Source organism: Candidatus Cloacimonadota bacterium (genome assembly GCA_012516855.1).
Lineage (GTDB): Bacteria > Cloacimonadota > Cloacimonadia > Cloacimonadales > Cloacimonadaceae > Syntrophosphaera.
On record JAAYWB010000055.1, the window covers coordinates 1 to 16,242 of the forward strand.

General features: G+C 53.6%; 19 protein-coding genes. 7 read left to right on the forward strand and 12 right to left on the reverse strand.

Annotation, left to right across the window (positions count from 1 at the left end):
• Positions 1-859: hypothetical protein (locus GX466_05015; protein ID NLH93564.1), on the reverse strand; the 859-nt coding region annotated here is incomplete at its 3' end.
• Between the two features lie 952 nt (positions 860-1,811).
• Here GX466_05015 and rplM point away from each other — a divergent pair.
• From rplM to frr, 6 genes are all read left to right on the forward strand, one after another.
• Positions 1,812-2,249: a 50S ribosomal protein L13 gene (gene rplM / locus GX466_05020; GenBank protein ID NLH93565.1), complete on the forward strand. Its 438-nt coding sequence runs from the start codon at positions 1,812-1,814 to the stop codon at positions 2,247-2,249.
• Positions 2,246-2,638 (forward strand): 30S ribosomal protein S9, encoded by a 393-nt coding sequence (gene rpsI, locus GX466_05025; protein NLH93566.1) that lies wholly within the window; start codon positions 2,246-2,248, stop codon positions 2,636-2,638. The genes rplM and rpsI overlap by 4 nt, the downstream gene beginning before the upstream one ends.
• Positions 2,639-2,804: 166 nt before the next feature.
• Positions 2,805-3,626 (forward strand): 30S ribosomal protein S2, encoded by an 822-nt coding sequence (gene rpsB, locus GX466_05030; GenBank protein NLH93567.1) that lies wholly within the window; start codon positions 2,805-2,807, stop codon positions 3,624-3,626.
• Positions 3,627-3,694: 68 nt separating this feature from the next.
• Entirely contained in the window at positions 3,695-4,294 is a 600-nt protein-coding gene (tsf, locus tag GX466_05035; protein NLH93568.1) for a translation elongation factor Ts, read from the forward strand.
• 30 nt (positions 4,295-4,324) lie between these two features.
• On the forward strand, positions 4,325-5,047 hold the full coding sequence (gene pyrH, locus GX466_05040; GenBank protein NLH93569.1) for a UMP kinase: 723 nt from the start codon (positions 4,325-4,327) through the stop codon (positions 5,045-5,047).
• A 25-nt stretch (positions 5,048-5,072) separates the two neighbouring features.
• Entirely contained in the window at positions 5,073-5,627 is a 555-nt protein-coding gene (gene frr, locus GX466_05045) for a ribosome recycling factor (protein ID NLH93570.1), read from the forward strand.
• 244 nt (positions 5,628-5,871) lie between these two features.
• On the opposite strand, the gene tsaB is transcribed toward frr, so the two are convergent.
• The 5 genes from tsaB to GX466_05070 all read right to left on the reverse strand — a co-directional run bounded on the left by tsaB (position 5,872) and on the right by GX466_05070 (position 8,221).
• A complete protein-coding gene (gene tsaB / locus GX466_05050; GenBank protein NLH93571.1) occupies positions 5,872-6,561 on the reverse strand; it encodes a tRNA (adenosine(37)-N6)-threonylcarbamoyltransferase complex dimerization subunit type 1 TsaB in 690 nt (229 codons plus the stop codon).
• A complete protein-coding gene (locus GX466_05055) occupies positions 6,540-6,992 on the reverse strand; it encodes a ferritin family protein (protein ID NLH93572.1) in 453 nt (150 codons plus the stop codon). The genes tsaB and GX466_05055 overlap by 22 nt, the downstream gene beginning before the upstream one ends.
• 76 nt (positions 6,993-7,068) lie before the next feature.
• Positions 7,069-7,212 carry a rubredoxin gene (locus GX466_05060; GenBank protein ID NLH93573.1) on the reverse strand — a complete coding sequence of 48 codons (144 nt, stop codon included), beginning with the start codon at positions 7,210-7,212 and terminating at the stop codon, positions 7,069-7,071.
• A 12-nt stretch (positions 7,213-7,224) separates the two neighbouring features.
• Positions 7,225-7,815, reverse strand: a complete 591-nt coding sequence (locus tag GX466_05065; GenBank protein NLH93574.1) for a rubrerythrin family protein — start codon at positions 7,813-7,815, stop codon at positions 7,225-7,227.
• A gap of 28 nt (positions 7,816-7,843) precedes the next feature.
• A complete protein-coding gene (locus tag GX466_05070; GenBank protein ID NLH93575.1) occupies positions 7,844-8,221 on the reverse strand; it encodes a desulfoferrodoxin in 378 nt (125 codons plus the stop codon).
• A gap of 161 nt (positions 8,222-8,382) precedes the next feature.
• Here GX466_05070 and GX466_05075 point away from each other — a divergent pair, with 161 nt between their 5' ends.
• On the forward strand, positions 8,383-9,249 hold the full coding sequence (locus GX466_05075; protein ID NLH93576.1) for a hypothetical protein: 867 nt from the start codon (positions 8,383-8,385) through the stop codon (positions 9,247-9,249).
• 34 nt (positions 9,250-9,283) lie between these two features.
• Here the strand turns inward: GX466_05075 and GX466_05080 are convergent, their stop codons facing one another.
• The 6 genes from GX466_05080 to GX466_05105 all read right to left on the reverse strand — a co-directional run bounded on the left by GX466_05080 (position 9,284) and on the right by GX466_05105 (position 15,606).
• A complete protein-coding gene (locus GX466_05080; GenBank protein ID NLH93577.1) occupies positions 9,284-10,057 on the reverse strand; it encodes a DUF4339 domain-containing protein in 774 nt (257 codons plus the stop codon).
• A gap of 43 nt (positions 10,058-10,100) precedes the next feature.
• Positions 10,101-11,099, reverse strand: coding sequence for a type I glyceraldehyde-3-phosphate dehydrogenase (gene gap / locus GX466_05085; GenBank protein ID NLH93578.1), 999 nt, complete (start codon positions 11,097-11,099; stop codon positions 10,101-10,103).
• Between the two features lie 10 nt (positions 11,100-11,109).
• A complete protein-coding gene (locus GX466_05090; protein ID NLH93579.1) occupies positions 11,110-12,084 on the reverse strand; it encodes a class II fructose-bisphosphate aldolase in 975 nt (324 codons plus the stop codon).
• Positions 12,085-12,145: 61 nt separating this feature from the next.
• The gene (gene rmuC / locus GX466_05095) at positions 12,146-13,579 is read right to left on the reverse strand and encodes a DNA recombination protein RmuC (protein NLH93580.1); all 1,434 of its coding nucleotides are present in this window, start codon (positions 13,577-13,579) and stop codon (positions 12,146-12,148) included.
• A 13-nt stretch (positions 13,580-13,592) separates the two neighbouring features.
• On the reverse strand, positions 13,593-14,318 hold the full coding sequence (locus GX466_05100) for a helix-turn-helix domain-containing protein (GenBank protein ID NLH93581.1): 726 nt from the start codon (positions 14,316-14,318) through the stop codon (positions 13,593-13,595).
• Between the two features lie 370 nt (positions 14,319-14,688).
• Entirely contained in the window at positions 14,689-15,606 is a 918-nt protein-coding gene (locus GX466_05105) for a hypothetical protein (protein NLH93582.1), read from the reverse strand.
• Positions 15,607-16,242: the final 636 nt, after the last annotated feature.

Here is a 16,242-nt window from a genome sequence, read left to right on the forward strand (position 1 = left end):
GAGCGTCAACCTTGAAGTCGATGTCTGCCCCGTTGTTGGTGGAGGGCCAGATTTTGAATTCATAGGCAGTGTTGGCGGTCAATCCAGTGAAGGTGTAAGTGTTGGCACCTACAACATGAGTCACATTGACCGCGGCGTTGCCGTCTGACCAGTCGGTGTCATCGGCAACCGGATTTCCGTCCGCGACCGTGGCATAGGAACCAGTACCTGTGATCGCCTGGATCAGGTATCCCGCGGGCAATTGCGTGCCGGTGGAGCCGGTCCAGTTCAACTGGATGGATGTTAAAGCCAAGTTTCCCGCGGCAAAACCCGTCACGTGGCTGCTTGGCTCGGGGGCTATGTTAACCTCAGGCCCCGTAAATTCATCAATGTAGAGGTAGTATGCGTAGTTTGATTTGTAATGTATGGCAACATGTTTTGTGCCGACAGGCAGGTCGGTCTTGATATATTGTTGCCAAGTGGTCGATGCGTCTGTTATATCTGCTGACCAGGTGAAGTCAGCAACTTCTGTACCGGTCGAAGACCATCCAACTCTGAAGACCTCTGAACCATAGGTATATTTTCTGTACCAGAAGCTGACTGTTTGGTCACCTGATGTGACATTGAGCTCTGGAGTTATCAGGTACTGGTCGTAAGGGGTTCCGGAGCTAAACGAAGAGAAACGGAAAGACCGAGCACCTGCATAATATTGATCCGTGTTATGCGTCATGGTATTGCCGGACGGGTATGACTGATTGGCGTATCTTATGGTCCAACCGGCAGCGGGGCACGCGGGACTTTCAAATCCTTCGGTTAACGGAGCTGCAAACAAACCGCCGAACACAAAGGCAGCGATTAGCAGAATTAGTAATTTCTTCATATCATCTCTCCTTAAAGATAGATAGATTTCTGAAGTTAGTGTGAAGAATTTTTTGGTTAGCTAGGGACCGGAATCAGCCCGGACAGTGAAGCTCCCGGCCGGTTCGCGGCCCCTGATTTGGTTTTGAAGTTGGGAATGTAAGCTGTTTTCCCTCTTTCCGGCCCGGGGAAGCGTGCCTGGTGTAATGTGCGAAGTTACCTCTTGACTTGCTTCCGGAGGTGGAGTGATGGGAAAAACACGTTGGGAAATGAGATTGAACGAAATTCTTGTAATTTACGGGGGATTTGGATGCTTCTCGGCTGTTTCGAACCCGCAGACCGGGCGAAAAAAACGGCGTTGGGTCTGAAAAATCAATTCTCATCCAATCTCCATTTTGGCCGGATCCTGAAAACGCGGGATGCCTACCGCTACTAATTCTCTTCGACTACAGTGAAAATGGCAAACCAACTGATATCAGGGTTATTTCGGCATAAGCTTATTTACCTGAAAACCAGTTTCCGATATGCTGCTAATGGTGTCAAGTGTTATTTTGGAAAATATGTTTCAGCAGCGCGAAAAATGAAAAGCGCAAATATTTTTGTGTTTTTGTGTTTCCGCCCTTTGGCGAATTTAGTGGTGCCGCTTTTGGATTTTCCGAATAAGGTAAGAGCGCTTGTGGAAATAAGTTCTGCCTAACGCGATAAACATCGCCCGAATGGCTGCAATATTTGCGTAAGCCGTAGTGCATTATTTCTGAACCTGTCAGTCCCGCTTATCTTCTGAATGCCTATTGCCTTTGCCAGAGAGGGCGTTAAGCCTGCTGCTTGTTCGCCTGTGGAAAAAAATCCATAATGCGCAAAAACATAACCAGAGGGAGGGGAAATGGATGTCACTGGAGTGCAATATAATCCTTGACACCATCCCCGCTTGAAAAATTGTGGCTTTCTGTATAAATATTTGTAAAGGAGAATCGATGAAAACCCTCACTCCGAAGCCCGATGACATCCAGCGCGCCTGGTATGTTGTCGATGCCACGGATCTGCCTTTGGGACGTCTTTCCACGCGGGTGGCCTCCATCCTCTGCGGCAAGAACAAACCCTATTACGTGCGCAATATCGACACCGGCGATTACGTGATCGTGATCAACGCCGACAAGGTGCGCGTGACCGGTTTGAAAAGCCTGCAGAAGATCTACAAGACCTACAGCGGCTACCCCAGCGGACTCAAGGAGATCCCGTTTCAACGAATGCTTGAAAAGCATCCCACCCAGATCATCGAGCACGCCGTGCGCGGCATGATGCCCAAAACCGTTCTGGGAGATGCCATGTTCAAGAAACTGAAAGTCTATGCCGGAACCGAGCATCCCCACGCGGCTCAGAAACCGGTGGAACTCAACCTCAAGGAGAAATGAGTATGCAAACTTATGATGCAGTTGGCAGAAGGAAAAACGCCGTGGCCCGTGTCCGGATCGCACCCGGAACAGGCAAACGCATCATCAACAAGGTGCAGATGAAGAAATACCTGCAGCGCGAAACGCTGGAAATGGTTGTGGAACAGCCCCTTCAGGAGCTTGGCGTGAGCGACAGTTTCGACGTTTACGTCAACGTCACCGGCGGTGGCCTCAGCGGCCAGGCCGGCGCCATTCGCCACGGTATTTCCCGCGCCCTCGTCGAGTATGATGAAAAATACCGTCCTGCCCTCAAAGCCCGCGGCTTTCTAACTCGCGACCCCCGGATGGTGGAGCGCAAGAAGAGCGGAAGGCCGAAAGCCAGAAAGAGATTCCAGTTCTCCAAACGTTAAACCGGGTTTTGGGGAGGCCAGCCCTCCCCCGCCGGGACAGATGAACTGCCAGATCCATCCACCCAAAAAACCGCGCCGGGAGTTGCAAGGCGGTGGGGAGTTCGCTCCTCTGAATTGCTTAGATCCCTGCCCGGAAAAGCAACCGTAAGATATGCAAGGAGTATCAATGTCCGTAGTTACAATGAAACAACTACTGGAAGCAGGAGTCCACTTCGGCCATCAGACCTTCAAGTGGAACCCGAAAATGAAGAAGTACATCTTCATCAAGCGCAACGGCATCCACATCATCGACCTCAAACAGACCGTTGACGCCATCAATGAGGCTTATCAATTTTTGAAGGAAGTTGCCAACCGCCAGGAGTACATCCTCTTCGTGGGCACCAAGAAACAAGCCCAGGCGGCCATCAAGGACGCCGCCGAGAAAAGCGGTGTCTTCTATGTTAACCAGCGCTGGTACGGCGGCATGCTCACAAACATGGCCACCATCCGCAAAAGCATCGAAAAGATGAGATATTACGAAGATATCGTGGCCGACGGCACCATCAACAACTACACCAAGCTCGAGCAGCAAAAGATGAAACGCATGCACGACAAGATCGAATTCTCGCTGGGCGGGATCCGTGAAATGGACGCCCTTCCCGGGGCCATATTCATCGTTGACACCGGCCACGAAGAGATCGCCGTGCATGAAGCCCGCATCCTGGGTGTGCCGATCATCGCCATGGTGGACACCAACTGTGACCCCGACCTGATCGATTATGTGATTCCCTCAAACGACGACGCCACCAGAGCCATCCAGCTGATTTCTGACATAATGGCCAACGCCGTGCTTGAAGGTAAAAACATCGCCGCTGAAGGCGCCGACACCCAAGAAGAACCGGCTGAATTCACCCCTGAGATGGCGGAAACCACCGCCGAGCCAGTTCAGTCTGAAAAACCCGCTGAGCAGCCTGAGGAAATGGCAGCAGCCGCGGAAGAAGAGAAATAAACCGGATTTTACGAGCGGGGAGGGTTCCCGCCCTCCCCTGCCCCCAACAAGCATCAAGGAGTTTTCAAATGATAGAAGTCACAGCCAAAATGGTAAAAGAACTGCGCGACAGAACCGGCGTGGGCATGATGGAATGCCGCAAAGCCCTGCTTGAGACCAACGGTGATGTGGATGCCGCCATCAAATACCTGCGCGAGCGCGGCATCTCCAAAGCCGAGGGCAAGGCCCTGCGCGAAACCAAGGAAGGGATCATCTTTTCCTACATCCACTTCAACAACAGGCTGGGCGTGATGCTCGAGCTGAACTGCGAAAGCGATTTCGTGGCCCGCACCGATGAATTCAAGAAGCTGGCAGAAGAGATCGCCCTGCAGATCGCGGCCACCAATCCCCTGGCCGTATCCGCCGATCAGATCGACCCCGCCATAATCGAAAGAGAGCGCGAAATCGCCCACAACAAAGCCGTCAATGAAGGCAAGAAGCCCGAAATCATAGACAAGATCGTGGAAGGCAGCATCAAAAAATATCGCTCCGAGCATTCCCTGCTGGAACAGGAACTGGTGAGTGAATCTGGCCGCACCGTGAAAGACATGCTCACCGAGGCCATCGCCCGCACCGGTGAAAACATCCAGATCGCCCGTTTCACGCGCTTCGCGCTGGGTGGAGAATAAGCCGACGCGCTTAAAAAAGGTGTTGCTGCCATGACCTATAAACCGGAAAAGATCCACCGCCTGCTGCTCAAGATCAGCGGTGAGGTGCTAGCCGGTCCCAAGGGATTTGGCTATGATGACGCCGTCATAGATGCCCTCACCGACGAGATCATCGAAGCCCGGCGCCTCGGCTACAGCCTCGCCATCGTTTTGGGCGGGGGAAACATCTTTCGCGGCGGAACCTGGAAAAACCAGAGCCTCAACCGCGTTACCCTCGACCACATCGGCATGCTCGCCACCGTGCAGAATTCCCTCTATCTGGCTGAAATCCTGAACCGCAAGAACTATTCCGCCCAGGTATTCACCAGCTTCAGCATTGATAGCGTGGCCATGCATTACACGCCCCGGCGGGCCTTTCAGGCAATGGAAGCCGGCAGTATCTGCCTGCTCAGCGGCGGAACGGGAAATCCGTTTTTCACCACCGACACCGCCGCGGTGCTGCGTGCCTGTGAGCTAAAGCTGGATATGGTTTTCAAGGGCACCAAGGTCGATGGCCTCTACAGCGCCGATCCCAAGGTTGACCCCACGGCCGTATTCATATCCGATGCCACCTATGACCAATGCCTGGAACAAAAACTGGGCGTGATGGACATGACCGCCTTCTCGCTTGCCCAAGCTAACGAACTGCCGATCAAGATCTTCAACATCGGCAAACAGGGCGGGCTCTGCCAGGCAATATCCAGCCCCGACCACGGAACCTTCATCCATCCCTGACAGGCCAAGGCCGAAAGAGGTAAAAATGGAACAACTCATCTCTCAATCCCAAGACAAAATGAACAAGTCTTTCGATGCTTTGCTGCATCAGTTCTCCAGAGTTCGCACAGGACGCGCCAGCGCTTCCATCCTCGACGATGTGCGCATCAATTATTACGGCAGCCCCACCCCGGTGAAACAGCTCTGCAACATCTCGATCCCTGAACCCCGCACCATTGTGGTGCAGCCCTGGGACAAGACCACCCTCGCCGACATCGAAAAGGCCATCCTCGCCGCCAATCTGGGCATCACCCCGGAAAATGACGGCAACGTGATCCGCCTGCCTTTCCAGCCACTTACCGAGGAGAAACGGCGCGACATCGTTAAAAACCTCAAAAAACTCGCCGAGGACGCCCGAGTTGCCATCCGCAACATTCGCCGCGAAGCCAACGACCAGGCCAAAAAGATGGAAAAGGACAGCGAAATCAGTGAGGACGAGCAGAAAAAGCTCCTCAAGGATATCCAGGACCTCACCGACGAATGGGTGAAAAAGATCGACGAAGTGGAGAAAGGCAAGGAAAAAGAGATCATGGAAGTCTGATAAGAACCTTGATCACATAAAGATATGCGTCCGGTAGCCAGGCTGCCGGACTTTTTTTGTTACGTGGGGCCTATGCACCCTCGCACACTGGATTCCGGGTCAAGCCCGGAATGACGTGGGTTTGGGGGCGGGTAGTATGTTGTTAAAGGTAACAACAAGGTGGAGAGCCACTTGTGGGCGGCTAAAATCAACCCCCGCGATTGTGTCGCCCTCCGGACTTACACGGTTTGAAAGAGAGCCATAACTAATTGCCCTGGCGGCGCACTTGGGCCGTGGATTCCCTCAAATAGAAAGGTTCGAGGCTGGCAAGCTGCTGGAAATCGTAGTTTTCCTCCCGGGGAAAGATGGCGGCCAGGGTGAACAGCCCGGAGGCGTCGAGGGGCGCTTCCGGCACTGGAACGAAGGGGATGCCCCGCTCTTCAAGAGAGGGTTTGAGTAGTTTGCTGCCGCTGCCGGTGAGGTAAGCCCCGGACAGATCCCAGTTCAGAAGTTCCTCCGGAGCCAGCACAGCGGGACCCTCCAAAACGTTCAGCTCCTCATCGTAAAGCGCGGCATAGACTTCTCGCATTTTCGCGTCCAGCACGGCCAGGACTTTCCGGCCGCAGCGGTAGCGGCACAGGGCTGCCAATTGCAGGGTGGAAAAGGTGTGCAGGGGAATCTTGAGTCCGAAGGCGATGCCTTTGGCTGTGGCCAGCCCGATGCGCAATCCGGTGAAAGAGCCGGGCCCGTTGGCCAGATACACCGCGCTGATGTCGGCGGGCTGGAATCCGCAGAATTTAAGGGCCGCGTCCACCTGCGGCATCAGGGTTTCGCTGTGGGTGATGCTGATGTCGAAACAGGCGGAGTAAAGCACCCGCCCGAAGTCCCAAAGCGCGATGGAACCGGAGTTCTGAGAGGTATCGAGGGCGAGTTTCAATTTCCGGAGCTGATCCAATCGTCGTAAAGGCGTTCGAACAGCAGTTTGTGTTTGGCTTCGTCGGAAGCGAGTTTGCGGAAGAGTGTGGAGATTTCGCTGTCGGGGAATCTAAGGCTCATTTCGGAATAGAGCTTGAAGGAATTCTCTTCGCGCTTCATGGCCTTGATGAGGATGTTCTGATAGCTGAGATCGAGGTTTTCGACGTCGGTGCTGAGATATTCGGAGATCCTGAGGTTCTGCACCCGGGGGATTTCGTCGGCTGAAACCCCTCTACGGCGGATGTTCTCGATCACCTCAATGTGTCCCATCTCCATGGCTTCCAGTTCCTTAAGCATCTCCCGCTGGTCCTGGAACTTGGCTTCCTGCTGCAGGTCGCGGTAGAATTGGACTGCCTCCCGCTCGCGGGCGACGGCGAAATCCAGTATTTCGTTGAATTCCTGTGTGGTCATGGTTTCCTCTGAATCGGTTCTGGTTTTATAAAAAGGAAAGCCCGCCGGGGGGGCAGGCTTTCCGCAACGTTTATGATTATTCGTCGACAGGTTCGAAGAAATCTTTGCCGACGCCGCACAAGGGACAAACCCAATCTTCGGGAAGTTCCTCGAAGGGGATATTGTCGTTTTCCGCGGGGTCATAGACCCACTGGCAGGCAGTGCAATAGAATTTTTGCATCTTATTTTCTCCTTAATAGGTTTCGCAGTGGATTTCGAAATAGGCCTTGGGATGCAGGCAGCAGGGACAGATTTCCGGAGCTTCGGCGCCTTCGTGGATGTAGCCGCAGTTGAGACATTTCCAGAAAAAGCTGCCGTCCTTTTTGAAGACCTTCATGTCCTTGACGTTTTCATAGAGCTTGCGAAAACGCTTTTCATGCTCCTTTTCCACTTTGGCCACCAGGCGCCAGGTGAGGGCGATTTCCTTGTAGCCTTCATCTTCGGCGATTTCCGCGAACATGGGATAGAGCTCTGCCCATTCCTCTTTTTCGCCCTCGGCGGCATATTCCAGGTTTTTGAGGGTGTTGTCTGCCGACCAGGCGACCGGGAAGGAGGCCATGATGCTTATCGGTTCGCCTTCCAGCCCTTGTTTCTGCAAGTGTTTGAAGAACAGCTTGGCGTGTTCCTTTTCGTTTTCGGCGGTTTCGGTGAAGATATTGGCGATCTGCTCAAAACCTTCTTTCTTGGCTGTTTTGGCCGCATAGATATAGCGCATGCGGGCCTGGCTCTCTCCGGCAAACGACTTCATCAGGTTGCCGGCTGTCTGGGTATCTTTGAATGACATTGCTTTATTTCCTCTCTTTTGGGTTGTTTCAGGCTTTCCAGAGACCGTGCAGGTTGCAGTATTCACGCACGCAGACCACTTTGTCTGCACTCACGCGGAAAATTGCCTCAGGGGCGTCTCCGGGCTTGAGTTCGTGGCGGTGGACCTTGTTCTTGGTGCAGACCTCGATCATGGAGATGTAGTGCTTTTCCTCCATCGGATGGGGTGTGGAACCCACAACGACCTTGACCTTGTCGCCCATTTCAGTGAGCACGGGAACGTGTTTCTCCAGCGCGGCATCCACGGTGTTTCCTTCCAAAAGCTTCATCGGTTCACCGCAGCAAACCAGCGCTCCGGCACCGGTGAAAAGGACTTCCACCAGGTTGCCGCAGATCGGGCAGTGGTATATTTGACGCAGTTCTGTCATGTTTAACTCCTTACATTGATGATGAAATTCAAGAGTCCGGAAGGCGGCATCTTTTGTCAATAGAAATCTGAGCCTCCGCGCGGGAAATATTTTGCTTGCCAAAAAAGCGATTATTCTATTAGTGGAAACACAAGGTTTGTTGCATGAGGAACAAGATATCCATGAAAAGATCGCTGCCGCTACTGGTATTGACCGCGCTGCTCCTGCTTCTGTCCGGATGCGTGGAATACGATGAAGAGCTTTGGCTGAACTCCAACGGCTCGGGCCGGGCCAGGATGCGCCTGGTCCATCAGTCCTATTATGCCAACACCCAGGAGATCATGAACAAGCTCGACAAACCGGGGATTCACCTGGAAAACATCACGAGAAAGCAGAGCGGGCCGAAAATGATCTATGAGGTGGAGCTAAAGTTCGACAGCATAGAGGCTTTCAACAGCGTGAACGACCAGCTTTGGTCAGCGGATTTCTGGGGCAACATCACCATCGCGAAAAACGCCAAGGGCAACATTGAATTCAAGCGCCTGATCTCCCTGGGCAGCCAGAACGCCGCTCCGGAAGGGACCGGATTTCCCAGCGAGCCTGGGGAATACGATGCCGCCGGTGAAGACAGCTCCATGTTCGACTCAGACGACAACCTTGTCTATGATGAAGACTACATCAACAGCCTACCGGACGACAACGACATCCTCCAGGGCATCTATATGCAGCAGCAAACCGAGCACCCGATGTGGACCTACAAACTCCACCTCCCCTGGAAAATCATCCACGCGGGCGACAACTCCCAGAGCATAGACCACGCCAACAGAGTGGTAACCTGGAAGTTCGACACGCTGAACATGTGGAACAAAAAAGAGCTGATGACGGTGGAGATGAAAAAGGGCCTGAACTGGATGCTTTATGCGCTGATCGGCCTCGTGGGCACCCTGGTGCTGGTTTTCGTCATTTGGATGATCAGGATCAACCGCCGCTCATATCTGCAGGACGCCATCAAACACCAGCAGGAAAGCGAGCACCAGCAGCAACAATAGAAAAGATGATTGAAAGAGGCTGAGGGCTAAGGTTTCAGGCAAAAAGCCTGACGAGACGTGATATCAAGGAAAACAGCACGAGCAACCAGGCCAGTAAACCCACCACGATCGAGGCATAGTGCCCAAAGGTAGGCCTGGAAAGCGGTTTGCCGGCTTTGGCGTTGCCCTCGTTGATGTGCTTTTGCACCGGCACAAGGCAGAGGATGGATAAAGCCAGCAAGCCGAAGGTCAGTGCGAAATCCACCCAGACGCTCAGGAACGGCGTGAACCCCAGGATGGAGCGAGCCACCTGAGTCAGAAGGGCCACTATCCAGAGCCAGCCGTTGAGTGTGAAATCCCGTCCGTTGTACCTTCCGCCCAACTCCTGGTCCGTGGAAATTTGTGAAAATACCCCCACCAAGTCAACAGGATTCCGCAAATCCCTCCCGAAATAGGCAGCGGTGCGACCCTTACGGTGAAAGCGCAGAAAACGCCAGTTCCTGTAAATCCAGTAAATCTCGTAAAACCCAAAGGTGATAAGGCTCAGCCAGACCAACCGGGACACCGGAATGTGGAAAAACAGCGGGACGTTTTCCTCGTCGATACTGGCAAAGCCTTTGTCCTCGGCCCAATCCGTTATCTGCACTTCCGATTCATGCAGGTAACGCATCAGTTCCGGAATGTCACGTATCTTCAGCCATTGCGGTGAACTACTTTCCATCACGGATGAATCCATGCTCAGCACATCGTCCAGGATCAGATCCAGAACCTCTTTGGGGCTTACCGGGCCCAGAGTCTTGCCCTCGTAAGTGTAGTAGTATTTCGCCATAGATAAAATCAGGGGTAGCGGATAAGGCCACCCCCGGCTCAAATCATAGTTTGCTCATGTAGTCCAGCAGATCGACCACGCGGCAGGAGTAACCCCACTCGTTGTCATACCAGCTGAAGATCTTCACCATCTTGCCCTTCACATTGGTGGAAGGGGCGTCGAAGATGGAGGAATGGGGATTGCCCACGATGTCGATGGAGACCAACTGTTCCTCGGAATACTGCAGAAAGCCTTTCAGATAGGTCTCGGCGGCCTCTTTCACGGCGGCGTTGACCTCCTCCCTTGTGGTTTCGCGTTCCAGATTCACGCAGAGGTCCACCAGCGAACCATCCGGAGTGGGCACGCGGATCGCGATGCCGTCAAGCTTTCCCGCCAGTTCCGGGATCACCAGGCCGATGGCTTTCGCGGCGCCGGTGGAAGTGGGTATCATGCTCATGGAGGCGGCGCGGGCACGGCGTAAGTCCTTGTGGGGCAGATCCAGGATGCGCTGGTCATTGGTGAAGGAGTGCACCGTGGTCATCAGCCCGCCGGCGATGCCGAACCTATCCTGCAGAACTTTGACCACAGGGGCCAGGCAGTTCGTGGTGCAGGAAGCATTTGAAACCACAGCGTGTTCAGGCTTCAGGGAAGTGTGGTTCACGCCCATCACGACGGTGGCATCCACCTCGTCCTTGGCAGGAGCGGTGAGGATAACCTTGGCTGCGCCGGCTTTGAGGTGTTTGGAAGCGGCTTCTTTGGTGTTGAAAACGCCGGTGGATTCAATCACATATTCTACGCCCAGCTCTTTCCAGGGCAGGGCTTCGGGGTCTTTTTCAGCGAAAACCCGGATGGTATTTCCGTCCACGATGATGCTGTCGTCGGTATGTTTCACTTCGCTGGAGAAGATCTTGTGCACGCTGTCGTATTTCAGCAAGTATGCCAGGGTCTTGGCGTCGGTGAGATCATTGATGGCCACTACCTTCATTTCGGGGTGGTATTTATAGATGGCTCGGAGCACGAGGCGTCCGATGCGGCCAAATCCATTGATGGCTACTTTTATCATTCACACTCCTTTAGAGCAATATGCTATTATCAGCGCTGCCGGTGACGCGGCAGAACTCCATGACTGTGTTTTTCATCTTTTCCTCGCCTTTGATCAGCCACTTGCGGGGATCGAATTTGCCCTTGTTCGGGATGTAGTCTTCCGGCGACACGTCAGGTGGGCAGACGATGGCGTATTTTTCCTTTTCCCAATAAGCTTGGATCGCTTCCGCCATGTCCATTTGGTAGTGGGTGTCCTTGTTTATTTTCACCACGCCGTTGGCAATAGCCACGCGCTGCTGCTCGTCGGTGAGTCCGGAAGCGCCGTGCAGTACCAGGCCTCGTTCCACCCCGTGCTGGATCAGCAGGTCGTCGATCTCCTTGATCAGGTCCAGGCGCAACACGATGTTTTCGCCTTTGGAAACGCCGTGGTTGGTTCCCACTGAGGCAGCAAAAAGATCCACGTTGGTTTTCTGTACGAATTCCAGCGCCTCTTCCGGCCGGGTGTAAAGCTCGATATCTGAAACGATCTCGTCTTCGGCTCCCTTGATGTGGCCGATTTCGCCTTCCACCAAAACCCCGTGTTTGTGGGCTATATCCACCACTTCTTTGGTGATGCGGATGTTTTCTTCCAAGTCTTCTTTCGAAGCGTCGATCATCACGGATGTCACCAGGTTTTGTTCGATGCAGTGGACGATGAAATCAAAATAGTTGGGGGTGGCGTGGTCGATATGCAGGCCCACACCGCTTTTGGGGAATTGCGAGGCAAAGGTTTTGATCATGGTGGAGATCAGCGCCGCGCCAACCTTGATGTCCTGCGACTCGCCGGCGGCATATTTGCAGGCGCCGCTGCTCATCTGCATCAGGCCGTCTGAATTCACCGCCGCGTAGCCCTGCACAAGGGCGCGTATCTGGGTGTCGAACACAACGTTCGAGGCGATGATGCCGAAACGCTGTTTTTTGGCTTTGAGAAATACTTCTCCTAGTTGCTTGCCAGTTAGAAACATTTATAACCTCCCTGGTCAGTTGTTTTATTGCTGTCATGGTTTTTTGGTTTGGGAGTGGCTGTCAAGCTAAATCCTCCTCTTCCGCTCCCGTGCCAGTAGATACGCCTGTATCGTCTTCCAATTCAAGGAGTTGGGCAGTCTCATCAACGGGCAGTTCCTGCACTTTGTTCAGCTTTTTCTGGATCTGGCGGCTGCGGTGGCTGGCCGTATCGATAGAATTGGAGGCTTCCTGCAGCTTTTTCTGGGTGTGTTCCAGCGCTTTTCCGAATTTGCCGAATTCGTTCTTTACAGCACTGAGGATCTTCCAGACCTCGCCAGAGCGTTTTTCGATGGCCAGGGTGCGGAAACCGAGCTGGAGGCTGTTCAGGATGGCCGCCACCGTGGTTGGGCCCACAACAACAACCTGATACTGGCGGCGCAGCTGCTCAAAGAGGGCCGGATCACGCAAAACCTCGGCGTAGAGCCCCTCCACGGGCAGAAATAGCAGCGCGAAATCGGTGGTCAGGGGCGGATTCAGATATTTGTCGCGGATGTCCCTGGCACAGCCCAAAATGCGGTTGTAGAGCGCTTTGCGGGCGGTTTCTGTGACCCCGGGGTCGCCGACATCCCAGGCTTCCACCAGGCGGGAATAATCTTCGATGGGAAACTTGGCGTCGATTGGCAGGTAAACGCTTTCCTGGTCTTCATCCCGGCCCGGTAGGCGGATGGCGAATTCCACCACCTCGTCGCGCCGCTTGTGGGGCTTGAAGTTGCGCGTGTATTGCTCAGGCGTGAGCACCTGCTCCAGGATCGCTTCCAACTGGAACTCGCCCATCATGCCGCGGCTCTTCACGTTGGTGAGCACTTTTTTAAGGTCACCCACCCCGCTAGCCAGGTTCTGCATTTCACCTAAACCTTTGTGCACCAGCTCCAGCCGCTCGCTCACCTGCTTGAAGGATTCGCCCAATCGCTTTTCCAGAGTGTCGTGCAGCTTCTCGTCCACCGTTTTGCGCATTTCCTCCAGCTTGGTTTCGTTGTTGGCGCGAATCTGTTCCAATCGCCCTTCCAGAGCCAACTTCAAGGCTTCGAACTGCTGCTGCTGGGTGTTCACCAAGTCCTGCAGTTTTCGGGCCAGGGATTCGGAGAGGTTGTTCAGAGAAGTGCTGAGTTCCGCTCGGTTTTTGGCGGCGTCGGCATTGATCTGTTGAGACAGGTTGTTGAGCGAGGCGTTGATTTCCTCGCGGTTTTTGCGGTTCTCGGAATTCAGGTTTTCGTTCTGCCGGTTCAGCGTGGCCACCAATTCCTTGCGGGTGTCGGTTCCCAGGGCCAGCAGGTCAGTGCGCAAGCGCTGCAAATCGTCGCGCAGATTGCGTTCGAAGGCTTCCAACTGCCCGGAAAACCTGGTCACTTCATCCAGCCTGTCATCCGGAGCCGACTGTTTTCGATAGAGCAGGATGGCGGCAACAATTCCCAGAACCAGGATCAGCACGCAGAGTATCAGGATCGCCAAAAGCATTGTTACACCTGCCTTATGATACTTTGCGCATCAGATAGTAGAGGGAGCCGATCAGGGTGATGTCCTGATGTTCCTCCGGATTTATCAGCAGGGGCTGGTATTCGTCATTGAGTGAAACCAGGATTATCATCTTTTCCTTTTCGTCCATCACCAGGCGTTTCAGGGTGATGCCGCCGTCGATCCGCAGCGCGCAAATTTGCCCATCCAGTTGTTCCCAGTCCTGGTTTTGGCGGATAAGCACCAGATCGTTGTTGAACACCATGGGCTCCATGCTGCTGCCGTTCACGCGCAGGCAAACATAATCTTCAACCACCCCGCGGATCATGGCCCGGCGGATTGTGAGAAACTCCATATAGGTTTCAAAATTCTCCACGGGCGGTCCTGCGGCGATTTCTCCGGATACCGGAATATCCAGCAATTCAGCCAATTGGATCTGTTCCCGGTTGCGCGTCAGAACGTCCAGTTCGCCGTGGATGAAGTCGCGCACCTTATTCAGTTTATCTTTGGTTTTTCGCCGCGAATCCTGTGGATTGACCCACATCAAACCCATGCCCGTGATCAGCCAGTGCAGATTTACATCGCAGACCTTGGTGAGCAGCAGCATCGTGTCCAAAGAAGGGCGGATTTTCCCTGATTCGATCTGGGAAATGGCGGATGGCTTCACCTTAAGTTTCTTGGCCAGGGCGCTTTGCGTGACTTTCAGCGACAGGCGCAGGGCCTTCATTCTTTTTCCGATCATGTTTTTCCTCCAGTTTGAGCTTGCTCTCGCCCCGCCACGCGGGGAACTGACAGCTCGGAGCAAGTTTTTCAGCTCGCCCTGCCCTGTCAAGAGCTTTTTTGTAATTCACACTAACAGCAGTTGCCAGCCATCCAAAAATCCCGGATTTAGGATGTGAAGCTGAGAAACGCCTCTGGAGGGAGCATTAGCCAAGGCAAAGATTACCCTATATCATTACGCTAAAGCGGAGACTATCAGCTACGCTAATCACCTGGATCGGTGTATCCAGCGATTTCACCAGGTCCGGTGTGAGAGAAAACCATCCCTATTCTACCAATTGGACCGAAAAATGAGCAGCAAAGACTGGAAAGGAGGCAAAAATGGCCTTCGTTCAGTAATATTCGTAGCGGATGCTCAGGCTGAGATTCTGGTCTCCTTTGTCCTGGGTGGCGCTGTACCGGATGAGGTTGCCCAGGTCATCGGTTATGTAAGTGTGCATGGTGTTTATCTTGTCGTTGGGTGAGGTATAGAGCATGCTGCTTAGACGTCCCTCGGAGTCGTAACTATATGTGTACTTTCGCATAAAGTTACCCTGAAAGTCGTTTATCGTGCTTTCTTTCAGGCGTCCTTCGCCATCCAGTACATTCGTGGTTTTCTGGGTGTGGGCGTCGTTGAGATAATCCTGGAGGATGGAGATAATGCCCCTCTTGGTGTCGTAGCTGTATTTGGCGGTGGTGATGAATTTGCCGCTGAGGTCTTTTTTCTGGCTGATGACCGGTGTTCCCTTGCGGTCATAGAAATGGATCTGGTCGCGGTTGCGGCGGCTGGGCACGGCGAAATTTATGGCGACTGAATAGCCGTCATCAGTATAGGTGTAAAGGTGTTCCTTTAAGACGGCTCCCGCGTCATCGTAAAATACGATTCGGTTAAGCTTTCCCAGTTCGTCATAGAAATATTCCGCGGCGTTGTCCTGAGCCGGATAAACGCTGTCCAGGTCGGCAGTTTGGGTTTCCAAGCCATTCTGGCAGGCACAGCGCTGCACCTTCTCCAACTTGCCGTCCGGATGGTACAAGTAGCGGAAACCCCGGGGCTGCGGGCTGTGGGTATCGCTGATGGTGGTTTCCACGCGGCCGAGGCTGTCGAAGCTCACAATAACGTGGTCTTTCAGGGAATCGGTTCCACTGATGACGTCGCTGGTTTCGATGTACATCTTGCGCACCCGGCCTTTCAGACCGAAATCCGCCCAGCTAAGCTGGTCTCCTCCGTCGTTTTTGAAAGGATACTTGTCCAGGGCGCTATGGCGCTCCACATAAGGCGCGGCGGGCCGGGACTGCCTGTCAGGTTTGTTTCGGCGAAGGCCACAGCGGCCAGAGCCAGTATCAGCAAGACCAAGCCTGGTCTCTTCATAACTCCTCCTAAAAGGATTTTGACATTTCTCTTTATACTATTCACTTTGGCAAATCCTGTCAAGTATTATTTGGCGCGAATCTTTCCAACCGGGCGGGTAAGGCCCGGATTGAAAGAGAGTTATAACTGATCCTACCGCGGTGTCCTGCCAGTCAGGCCCTTAGCGCCTGCGACTATTCCACTCCCATGCCTCCCGCATGATACCCGCATCAAGTGCGGGCATCATGCGGGAGGCGAATCTGAAACACGGGACAGGGCGTTAACGGCCAGTCAGCATCGCTTCGCTCCGGCCACGCGCTGCCGTCGAGCGAGGCACGAGCATCGACGCCAGCAGTACTTCCTGTCGTCCATACTCACTGCATTCGCTGTACGCCAGGTTGCCTTTGGGCTTTATACCAAATCGCTTTCATTAATCTAAGTTAAGCCATTTGAAATAGGTCAATTTTGAGACCATGTCTTTGTTGCTATCCAAGTATGAGAAACTATCAATAAGAGCTTTTTGAACATCATCAAGTGACGCGTAGGCAGTATTTCTAAA

Excerpts from the sequence above, each read along its gene's own strand:
- rplM (NLH93565.1), top strand. The coding sequence starts at position 1,812 with ATGAAAACCCTCACTCCGAAGCCCGATGACATCCAGCGCGCCTGGTAT.
- rpsI (NLH93566.1), top strand. The coding sequence starts at position 2,246 with ATGAGTATGCAAACTTATGATGCAGTTGGCAGAAGGAAAAACGCCGTG.
- rpsB (NLH93567.1), top strand. The coding sequence starts at position 2,805 with ATGTCCGTAGTTACAATGAAACAACTACTGGAAGCAGGAGTCCACTTC.
- tsf (NLH93568.1), top strand. The coding sequence starts at position 3,695 with ATGATAGAAGTCACAGCCAAAATGGTAAAAGAACTGCGCGACAGAACC.
- pyrH (NLH93569.1), top strand. The coding sequence starts at position 4,325 with ATGACCTATAAACCGGAAAAGATCCACCGCCTGCTGCTCAAGATCAGC.
- frr (NLH93570.1), top strand. The coding sequence starts at position 5,073 with ATGGAACAACTCATCTCTCAATCCCAAGACAAAATGAACAAGTCTTTC.
- GX466_05055 (NLH93572.1), bottom strand. The coding sequence starts at position 6,992 with ATGACCACACAGGAATTCAACGAAATACTGGATTTCGCCGTCGCCCGC.
- GX466_05060 (NLH93573.1), bottom strand. The coding sequence starts at position 7,212 with ATGCAAAAATTCTATTGCACTGCCTGCCAGTGGGTCTATGACCCCGCG.
- GX466_05065 (NLH93574.1), bottom strand. The coding sequence starts at position 7,815 with ATGTCATTCAAAGATACCCAGACAGCCGGCAACCTGATGAAGTCGTTT.
- GX466_05070 (NLH93575.1), bottom strand. The coding sequence starts at position 8,221 with ATGACAGAACTGCGTCAAATATACCACTGCCCGATCTGCGGCAACCTG.
- GX466_05075 (NLH93576.1), top strand. The coding sequence starts at position 8,383 with ATGAAAAGATCGCTGCCGCTACTGGTATTGACCGCGCTGCTCCTGCTT.
- GX466_05080 (NLH93577.1), bottom strand. The coding sequence starts at position 10,057 with ATGGCGAAATACTACTACACTTACGAGGGCAAGACTCTGGGCCCGGTA.
- gap (NLH93578.1), bottom strand. The coding sequence starts at position 11,099 with ATGATAAAAGTAGCCATCAATGGATTTGGCCGCATCGGACGCCTCGTG.
- GX466_05090 (NLH93579.1), bottom strand. The coding sequence starts at position 12,084 with ATGTTTCTAACTGGCAAGCAACTAGGAGAAGTATTTCTCAAAGCCAAA.
- rmuC (NLH93580.1), bottom strand. The coding sequence starts at position 13,579 with ATGCTTTTGGCGATCCTGATACTCTGCGTGCTGATCCTGGTTCTGGGA.
- GX466_05100 (NLH93581.1), bottom strand. The coding sequence starts at position 14,318 with ATGATCGGAAAAAGAATGAAGGCCCTGCGCCTGTCGCTGAAAGTCACG.